We start from the raw sequence: 8127 nt of genomic DNA on the forward strand, positions 1-8127 counted from the left end.
GCGTGACGACCTCCAAGCCACGCCGCCCCGCGAGCTCCCGCGGCGGCACCTCGCGGCCGCGCCGGCTGGCGGGCCAGGCGACGCCCTCCCAGCCCTCCGACGACACCGCCGACGCCGGGGACGCCCCCGAGTCCGTCGACGTCGAGACCGAACCCGCTCCTCTCGAGGTCGAGGTCGAGGCCGCACCCGAGCCCGAGCCCGAGCCCGCGCCACCGCCGGCTCCGGTCGCCACCGAGCCCGCTCCGGAGCGGCTGGCGGTCCTCGGCCGGCCGGGCGCGACCCGGCTGCTGACCATCGCCGTGAGCGTCGTGGCCGTCGTGCTGGTGCTCGAGGCCGCCTGGTTCGTGGTGCACTCGGTGCACGACAACCCGGTTGCCGACACGCCTGCCGCGGGCACGATCGCCGTACCCTCCGACCGCCCGGTCGTCGCCTCCTCGGTCGCGGTCCAGGAGGCCGTCGACGAGGCGGCGACCGCTGCCCAGAAGATCGTCGGCCGCAACTACAAGACCTACGACGACGACGTCGACGCGGCTCTCAAGCTGATGACGCCGGACTACGCCAAGGACTTCAAGTCGACCACCGACGACGTCCGGGCGGAGTTCATCCGGAAGAAGACCGACGTGCAGGCCCGGGTCGTCGGCCAGGGTGTGGTGCGGGCGAACGACACCGAGGTGCAGGCGCTGGTCTTCCTCAACGAGTACGTCACCCGCGGCGACGGCAAGGCCGCGAAGACCGTGTACACCCAGTACCGCGCGCTGCTCACGATGGTGCACACCAACAAGGGGTGGCTCGTGGACGGGTTGGACACCAAGTAACCAGGGGAGTCATGACGCGACCGGAACTAGAACACGTTACAGTTCAGGTCGTGGAGTGCGACCTGGTGATCGTCGGCGCCGGCCCGACCGGGCTGTACGCCACCTACTACGCCGGCTTCCGCGGCCTGAGCGTGGCGGTGGTGGACTCGTTGCCCGAGCTCGGCGGGCAGGTCACCGCGATGTACCCGGAGAAGCCGATCTTCGACGTCGCCGGGTTCCCGAACGTCAAGGGCCGCGACCTGGTCGACGGCCTGGTCCAGCAGGCGTCGAGCGCCGGGGCGACGTACCTCCTCGAGCGCACCGCCACCAGCCTCGACCACCGGCCGGGTCCGGACGGCGGCGTCACGCTGACGCTCGACGACGGCTCGGTCGTCGAGGCCAAGGCGATGATCGTGACCGCCGGGATCGGCAAGTTCTCCCCGCGGCCGCTGCCCGCCGGCGAGGGCTGGCTCGGACGCGGGATGGAGTTCTTCGTCCCGGGCTTCGACCCGTACGCCGACCGCGACGTCGTCATCGTCGGCGGCGGCGACAGCGCGTTCGACTGGGCGATCAACCTCGAGCCGATCGCGCGGTCGGTGACCCTCGTGCACCGGCGGGACGCGTTCCGCGCGCACGCCCGCACGGTCGAGCAGGTCCGCGCCTCCAGCGTCGAGATCCTGACCAAGGCCCAGGTCACCGCGCTGCTCGGCGGCGACGGCCCGGACGGCCCCCTGGAGAAGGTCGAGATCGACGTCGACGGCGAGCAGGTCGTCCGGCCCGCCCAGGCGGTGATCGCCGCGCTCGGCTTCGTCGCCGACCTCGGCCCGCTCCAGGAGTGGGGGATCGAGACCCGGAAGCGCCACCTCGTCGTCGACGCGGCGATGCGCACGAACCTCGAGCGGGTCTTCGCCGCCGGCGACATCACCGAGTACGACGGCAAGGTGCGGCTGATCGCCACCGGTTTCGGCGAGGCGGCCACCGCCGTCAACAACGCCGCGGTCGTCATCGACCCGAGCGCGCACGTTTTCCCCGGCCACTCCTCGGAAGGTTGATCAGCCATGGCAGGAAACCGCGACGTGGTGCGGATGAGCGACGAGGAGGTCGCGGCGATGCTCGACGCGAACCTCAAGGTGCAGGTGGCCTGCAACGGCCACGACGGCACGCCGCACCTGTCCACGCTCTTCTACATCCTCCGCGACGGGAAGATCGCGTTCTGGACCTACGCCAAGAGCCAGAAGATCCGCAACCTCGAGCGCGACCCGCGGGTCAGCGCGCTGGTCGAGGACGGCACCGACTACTTCGAGCTGCGCGGGATCTCGATCACCGGGCGCGCGGAGATCGTGCGTGACTACGACGGGATCTTCTCGATCGGCTCCGAGGTCGCGACCCGGATGGTCGGCGCCGAGTCGTTCGAGGCGCTCGGCGACTTCGGCCGCGAGACGGTCGAGAAGCAGGCCACGAAACGGGTGGCGGTCGTCGTGCACCCCGACCACGTCGCCACCTGGGACCACAGCAAGCTCGTCTGAAAGGAACTGCCATGACCACGAAGATCAAGGTCGACTTCGACCTGTGCGAGTCCAACGCGATGTGCGAGGCACTCGCTCCGGACATCTTCGAGCTGGACGACGACGACTTCCTGCAGCTGAACAGCGACGAGGTCACCGACGAGAACCGCCAGCGCGTGGAGCAGGCGGTCGCCGCCTGCCCGCGTGCCGCGATCTCGCTGGTCGAGGAGTGAGCGTGGGAACCACGTCGACGCTGTCGCTGGAGGGCAAGGTCGCGATCGTCACCGGCGCCGGAGCGGGTCTCGGCCGCGCCGAGGCGCTCGCGCTCGCCGACGCGGGCGCACGGATCGTGCTCAACGACCTGCCCGGTGCGGGCGACGACGCTGCCGAGGAGATCCGGTCCCGCGGCGGCGAGGTCACCGTCGTCGCGGGCGACGTGAGCAGGCGCGAGACCGCGGACGCGATGGTCGCCGCAGCCGTCGACGGGTTCGGCGGGCTCGACGTCGTCGTCAACAACGCGGGCATGACCCGCGACCGGATGCTCTTCAACATGTCCGACGAGGAGTTCGACGCGGTCATCGCCGTACACCTGCGCGGGCACTTCCTGCTCTCCCGCAACGCCGCCTCCTACTGGCGCGCGAAATTCAAGGAGACCGGCGAGCCGGTGCACGCGAGCGTCATCAACACCGCGTCCGAGGCCTTCCTCGGCGGATCGCCCGCTCAGCCGAACTACGCGGCGGCGAAGGCGGGCATCGCCGCGCTGACGCTCTCGACCGCGCGCGGCCTCGGCAAGGTCGGCGTCCGCGCCAACGCGATCTGCCCGCGTGCCCGGACCGCGATGACGGCCCAGGTCTTCGGCGAGGACACGTCCGGCTCTGCCGTCGACCCCTACTCGCCCGACCACGTCGCGCCGCTCGTCGCCTACCTGGCGTCACCCGCGGCGGAGCGGATCACCGGCCAGGTGTTCGTGGTGTACGGCGGCATGGTCGCCGTCGTCGCCGCACCCGTCGTCGAGCAGCGGTTCGACGCCTCGGGCGACCTCTGGAGCCCCGACGACCTCGACAAGCAGCTCGGTGGGTTCTTCGCCGACCGCGACCCGTCCGTCGGCTTCGCCGCGGACTCGATCATGCAGCTCACGGTCTGACAGGAGAACCGACATGGGCCGACTCGACAACAAGATCGCGATCGTCACCGGCGGCGCGAACGGGCAGGGCGCCGAGATCGCCCGCCAGTTCGTCGCCGAGGGCGCGAAGGTCGCCGTGGCCGACGTCGCCAAGGAGCCGGGCCAGGCGCTGGCCGACGAGCTCGGCGACGACGCGCACTTCGTGCACCACGACGTCAGCGACGCGGCCTCGTGGGAGGCGCTGGTCGAGGACGTGAACACGCGCTTCGGTCCGGTCAACGTGCTCGCCAACAACGCCGGCATCCTCCGCTTCGGGGACATCGAGCGGATGCCCCCCGAGGAGGTCGAGCTGGTGTGGCGGGTCAACCAGCTCGGCACCTTCCTCGGCATGCAGGCGGTCGCCCGCACGATGCGCAAGAACGGCGGCGGCTCGATCATCAACGCGTCGTCGGTCGAGGGTCTCGCCGGGATGCCGTCCTGCACGGCGTACGCCGCCACGAAGTGGGCGATCCGCGGCATGACCAAGTGCGCGGCGATGGAGCTCGGCCCCAAGGGCATCCGGGTCAACTCGGTCCACCCCGGGATGATCGACACCCCGATGACCCGGGTGCACGGCGGCGACGCGGCGATGGAGTTCGGTGCGTCGAAGATCCCGCTCGGCCGGGTCGGCTACCCGGAGGACATCGCGCCGCTCTACGTCTTCCTGGCCTCCGACGAGTCGGCGTACATCAACGGCGCCGAGATCGCCATCGACGGGGGAGTCACCTCGACCCACGCCTTCGGCTCCTAGGACCCGGCCATGGCCAAGCCGACGCTCTCGATGGTCCCGACCGGCTGGTTCCAGGTCGCCTGGTCGGCCGAGGTGCCGGTCGGCGGCGTGCACCGGATGTCCTACTTCGGCCGCGACCTGGTCGCGTGGCGGACCGAATCGGGCACGGTCACGGTGATGGACGCCTACTGCGAGCACCTCGGCGCGCACCTCGGCTACGGCGGCACCGTCGTCGGCGAGGTCATCCAGTGCCCGTTCCACGGCTGGCAGTGGAGCACCGAGGGCCGCAACGTCTGCATCCCCTACGAGGACCGGCCCAACATCGGCAAGAAGATCCGGACGTTCCCGACCGCCGAGCGCAACGAGGCGATCTACGTCTGGCACGACCTCGAGCGGCGGTCGCCGTACTTCGAGGTGCCGGACGTCTTCGCCGCCTGGGACGACGGCGCCAGCGCCGACGACTACCACCCCGCCTATCCCGGCGCACACCTGCTCGACGAGCGGCAGGAGCTGCACCCGCAGTACGTCCTGGAGAACGGCGTCGACTTCGCCCACTTCAAGTACGTCCACAAGGTCCCGATCGTGCCGATCTTCACCCGGCACGACTTCGACGAGCCGGTCGCCTTCGTCGACTTCACGATCAGCTTCGACGACTCGGTCGGCAGCATCGACGACGTCAACAGCGGCGTGAACGCGATCAACGCCGGGATCGGGCTCGCCGTCACGAAGAGCTGGGGCATGCTCGACAACCGCACCTGCCTCGCGGTGACGCCCGTCGACGACCGCACCTGCGACGTCCGGTTCTCGGTGTGGACCCGGCGTCGCCCGGACGTCGACGAGGAGTCGTCGCTCGCCCTCGCCCGCAAAGAAGCGCGTGGCGTGATCGAGCAGGTCGAGGCCGACCTGGTGATCTGGTCGCACCAGAAGTACGCCGATCCCGCCGCGCTGTCGCGGGGCGAGTACCCAGGCTTCACCGCGCTGCGGAAGTGGGCGCAGCAGTTCTACCCCGAGGAGCCGGCATGATCCGCGTCGTCCACGTCGCGACCGGCAACGTCGGCCGGATCGCGCTGTCCCAGCTGATCGAGGACCCGAGGTTCGAGCTGGTCGGCCTCGTCGTGTCGAGCCCGGACAAGGTCGGCCGCGACGCCGGGGAGCTCGCCGGGCTGGACGTCGTCACCGGCGTCACCGCGACCGACGACCTCGCGGCCGCGCTCGAGGCCCGGCCGGACTGCGCGGTCTACTGCGCGCTGGCCGAGACCCGGTTCTTCGAGGCGCTCGACGACATCAAGACGCTGCTCGCCTCGGGCGCCAACGTCGTCGCGACGTCGCCGGTCCCGCTGCTCTACCCGTGGGGGCTCTTCCCGGACTCGATGATCGACCCGTTCGAGGAGCTCTGTCGCGAGCACGACGTCAGCCTCTTCGTCACCGGCGTGGACCCCGGCTGGGCCAACGACGTGCTCCCGTTCGCCGTCGCGAGCACCTGCCAGAGCGTCGAGCAGGTGCGCTGCTACGAGATCGCCGACTACGCGACGTACGACGGCGCCCCGGTGATGTTCGACGTGATGGGGTTCGGGCGCCCGGTCGGTGAGGACCTGCCGATGCTGTTCCAGCCCGGCATGCTCGCCTCGGCCTGGGGCGTGAGTCTGCGGCTGCTCGCCAGGGGCTTCGGCCTCGAGCTGGACGAGATCACGGAGTGGTTCGAGCAGGAGCCCGCCCCGGAGGAGATCGAGGTGGCCGTCGGCACGATCCCGAAGGGCGGCGTCGCTGCGGTCCGGTTCCGGATCGCGGGCGTCGTCGCCGGCAAGGAGGTGCTGGTCGTCGACCACACCACCCGCCTGCGGCCCGACCTGCGCCCGGACTGGCCGCAGGCCGCCCAGGAGGGCGGCAGCTACCGCGTCGAGATCAAAGGCGAGCCGTCGTATGTCGTCGACGTCTGCCCGACCAGCCGGAAGGGCGACCACAACTACGCCGCGATCGCGCTCGCCGCCGGCCGCGTCGTCAACGCCATCCCGGACGTGGTCACCGCGCCCGCCGGCATCAGGACCCCGCTGGACCTCCCCCTGACCACGGCGAAGGGCGTCTTCGCCACCACCCTCGGCCACCGCCGCGACGAGAAGAGTGAGATCAACTGATGGGACGCATGGACGGCAGGGTCGCCCTGATCAGCGGCGGAGCCCGCAACATCGGCGCTGCGACGGTGCGGCTGCTGGTCGCCGAGGGCGCGCAGGTCGTGGTCGGCGACATCCTCGACGACGAGGGGAAGGCGCTCGCGGCGGAGATCGGTGACGCGACGCGGTACGTCCACCTCGACGTCACGAGCGAGGACGACTGGACCGCCGCGGTCGAGACGGCGACCGCCGAGTTCGGCAGGCTGGACGCCCTCGTCAACAACGCCGCGATCTTCAACGTCAACCAGCTGCAGCGCACCGAGCTCGCCCAGTGGCAGCAGATGCTGGACATCAACCTCACCGGCGCGTTCCTCGGGATGCGGGCCGCGGCCGACGCGATGATCGCGGCCGGCGGCGGGTCGATCGTGAACACCTCCTCGATCGAGGGCCTGCGGGGGACGCCGTGGGCGCACGGGTACGTCGCCTCGAAGTGGGGCCTGCGCGGCCTGACCAAGTCGGCCGCCATGGAGCTGGCACCGCACGGCATCCGGGTGAACTCCCTGCACCCCGGCCGGATCAGCACCCCGGCCACCGACGCGATGCCCGAGGACCTGATCCCGATCCCGCTCGGGCGCCCCGGCAAGCCGGGGGAGGTCGCGACCTTCGTGCTGTTCCTGCTCAGCGACGAGTCGAGCTTCGCCACCGGCTCGGAGTTCGTGGTCGACGGGGGCACGGTCAACCAGATCCCTGTCAAGGGCTGAGCGCCGTGGACGCGCGGGACGCCGTACTGGGTCTGTGGCGGACGCTGTCGGACCGCGACTGGGACGGCCTGGCGGCGTACCTCACGGACGATTGCATCTATGTCGACATGCCGGTCGGACCGACCGCCGCCGCGCGCGGTCCCGCGGACATCGTCAAGCGGCTGCAGGTGGGGCTGCTCGACCTGGCGGGCTACGAGAACCACGACGGGCTGCTCGTCGCCGAGGGCGATGCGGTGCTCTACGAGCACTCCGAGACCTGGACGTTCCGCTCCGGGGAGGTGGTCGAGCTGCCGTTCGTGAGCGTGCACCGGGTGCGCGATGGCAAGGTCGCGCTGTGGAAGGACTACTGGGACTTCGGCACGGTCGTGAACGCGGCTCCGGCGGACTGGCTGGAGAAGCTCGGCTCGGCGGACACCTCCTGGATGTTCGACGCCACCGGTCTCATCTGACCGGCGCCGGCCCATGGCGCGGCCGTCAGTCGGCGACCGCAGCCACCGCCTCGATCTCGACGAGCTGGTCGGGGTAGCCGAGGAGGCTCACGCCGACGAGGGTGCTCGGTACGTCGTGCGCGCCGAACCGCTCACTGACGACGTCCCAGACCGCCACGAGGTCGGCGCGCGTCTCCGCGACGACGAGGACGCGCGTGCTCACGACGTCGGTCAGCTCCGCCCCAGCGTCGTCGAGAGCCTGCACGAGATTGTCGAGGCAGACCCGGGCCTGTTCGCCACGGTCGCCCGCGCCGGCCGTCGACCCGTCCGGGCGGAGCGGACACGCACCCGCCATGAAGAGGAGGCGGCTGCCTCCGGGCACCGAGGCCGCGTAGGCGTAGGGCGCCTCGGCCAGTGAGCCGGAGCGAAGGAGACTCACCGCGGATGTCATGGGCGAGAAGGTAGTGGGTCCGTGGGAGGGACGCCGGGATCAAGCGGCCCGTGGTCGCGGCTCGCCGGGTCGGTAGCTCCAGCGTGTGGTGTCGTGGGTGGTGGGTGGTGGGGTCCAGGTGGGTCGTCGGGTGTGGGGGTCGATGGTGACGGTCCAGGGGGTGTGGTGGGTGATGGTGTGGTGGTGGC

At 70.9% G+C, this 8127-nt stretch carries 11 protein-coding genes; 10 read left to right on the forward strand and 1 reads right to left on the reverse strand.

What is annotated here, in order from left to right; all coding sequences use genetic code 11:
* Positions 1–2: 2 nt before the first annotated feature.
* Genes ABD709_RS19565 through ABD709_RS19610 form a run of 10 tightly spaced genes read left to right on the forward strand, consistent with a single transcriptional unit; the run spans position 3 to position 7509 of the window.
* Entirely contained in the window at positions 3–815 is an 813-nt protein-coding gene (locus tag ABD709_RS19565; protein ID WP_344778615.1) for a hypothetical protein, read from the forward strand.
* A 50-nt stretch (positions 816–865) separates the two neighbouring features.
* A complete protein-coding gene (locus ABD709_RS19570; RefSeq protein WP_344778617.1) occupies positions 866–1846 on the forward strand; it encodes an NAD(P)/FAD-dependent oxidoreductase in 981 nt (326 codons plus the stop codon).
* A gap of 6 nt (positions 1847–1852) precedes the next feature.
* Entirely contained in the window at positions 1853–2320 is a 468-nt protein-coding gene (locus tag ABD709_RS19575; protein ID WP_344778619.1) for a pyridoxamine 5'-phosphate oxidase family protein, read from the forward strand.
* An 11-nt stretch (positions 2321–2331) separates the two neighbouring features.
* Positions 2332–2532: a ferredoxin gene (locus ABD709_RS19580; protein ID WP_344778621.1), complete on the forward strand. Its 201-nt coding sequence runs from the start codon at positions 2332–2334 to the stop codon at positions 2530–2532.
* Positions 2533–2534: 2 nt separating this feature from the next.
* A complete protein-coding gene (locus tag ABD709_RS19585; RefSeq protein ID WP_344778623.1) occupies positions 2535–3443 on the forward strand; it encodes a 3-oxoacyl-ACP reductase in 909 nt (302 codons plus the stop codon).
* A 13-nt stretch (positions 3444–3456) separates the two neighbouring features.
* Positions 3457–4212: an SDR family NAD(P)-dependent oxidoreductase gene (locus ABD709_RS19590; RefSeq protein WP_344778625.1), complete on the forward strand. Its 756-nt coding sequence runs from the start codon at positions 3457–3459 to the stop codon at positions 4210–4212.
* 9 nt (positions 4213–4221) lie between these two features.
* Positions 4222–5214, forward strand: a complete 993-nt coding sequence (locus tag ABD709_RS19595) for a Rieske 2Fe-2S domain-containing protein (RefSeq protein ID WP_344778626.1) — start codon at positions 4222–4224, stop codon at positions 5212–5214.
* On the forward strand, positions 5211–6323 hold the full coding sequence (locus tag ABD709_RS19600) for an NAD(P)H-dependent amine dehydrogenase family protein (protein WP_344778628.1): 1113 nt from the start codon (positions 5211–5213) through the stop codon (positions 6321–6323). The genes ABD709_RS19595 and ABD709_RS19600 overlap by 4 nt, the downstream gene beginning before the upstream one ends.
* Complete coding sequence (locus tag ABD709_RS19605) at positions 6323–7060, forward strand: glucose 1-dehydrogenase (protein WP_344778630.1); 738 nt, start codon at positions 6323–6325, stop codon at positions 7058–7060. The genes ABD709_RS19600 and ABD709_RS19605 overlap by 1 nt, the downstream gene beginning before the upstream one ends.
* 5 nt (positions 7061–7065) lie before the next feature.
* Entirely contained in the window at positions 7066–7509 is a 444-nt protein-coding gene (locus ABD709_RS19610; protein WP_344778632.1) for a nuclear transport factor 2 family protein, read from the forward strand.
* A 25-nt stretch (positions 7510–7534) separates the two neighbouring features.
* Here ABD709_RS19610 and ABD709_RS19615 read toward each other — a convergent pair whose 3' ends face one another.
* Complete coding sequence (locus tag ABD709_RS19615) at positions 7535–7939, reverse strand: Rid family hydrolase (RefSeq protein ID WP_344778634.1); 405 nt, start codon at positions 7937–7939, stop codon at positions 7535–7537.
* Positions 7940–8127: the final 188 nt, after the last annotated feature.

It is taken from the genome of Nocardioides panacisoli (genome assembly GCF_039537325.1).
GTDB classification, from domain to species: domain Bacteria; phylum Actinomycetota; class Actinomycetes; order Propionibacteriales; family Nocardioidaceae; genus Nocardioides; species Nocardioides panacisoli.

Coding starts and splice junctions, on each gene's coding strand:
- ABD709_RS19575 (WP_344778619.1), top strand. CDS start 1,853: ATGGCAGGAAACCGCGACGTGGTGCGGATGAGCGACGAGGAGGTCGCG.
- ABD709_RS19580 (WP_344778621.1), top strand. CDS start 2,332: ATGACCACGAAGATCAAGGTCGACTTCGACCTGTGCGAGTCCAACGCG.
- ABD709_RS19590 (WP_344778625.1), top strand. CDS start 3,457: ATGGGCCGACTCGACAACAAGATCGCGATCGTCACCGGCGGCGCGAAC.
- ABD709_RS19595 (WP_344778626.1), top strand. CDS start 4,222: ATGGCCAAGCCGACGCTCTCGATGGTCCCGACCGGCTGGTTCCAGGTC.
- ABD709_RS19600 (WP_344778628.1), top strand. CDS start 5,211: ATGATCCGCGTCGTCCACGTCGCGACCGGCAACGTCGGCCGGATCGCG.
- ABD709_RS19605 (WP_344778630.1), top strand. CDS start 6,323: ATGGGACGCATGGACGGCAGGGTCGCCCTGATCAGCGGCGGAGCCCGC.
- ABD709_RS19615 (WP_344778634.1), bottom strand. CDS start 7,939: ATGACATCCGCGGTGAGTCTCCTTCGCTCCGGCTCACTGGCCGAGGCG.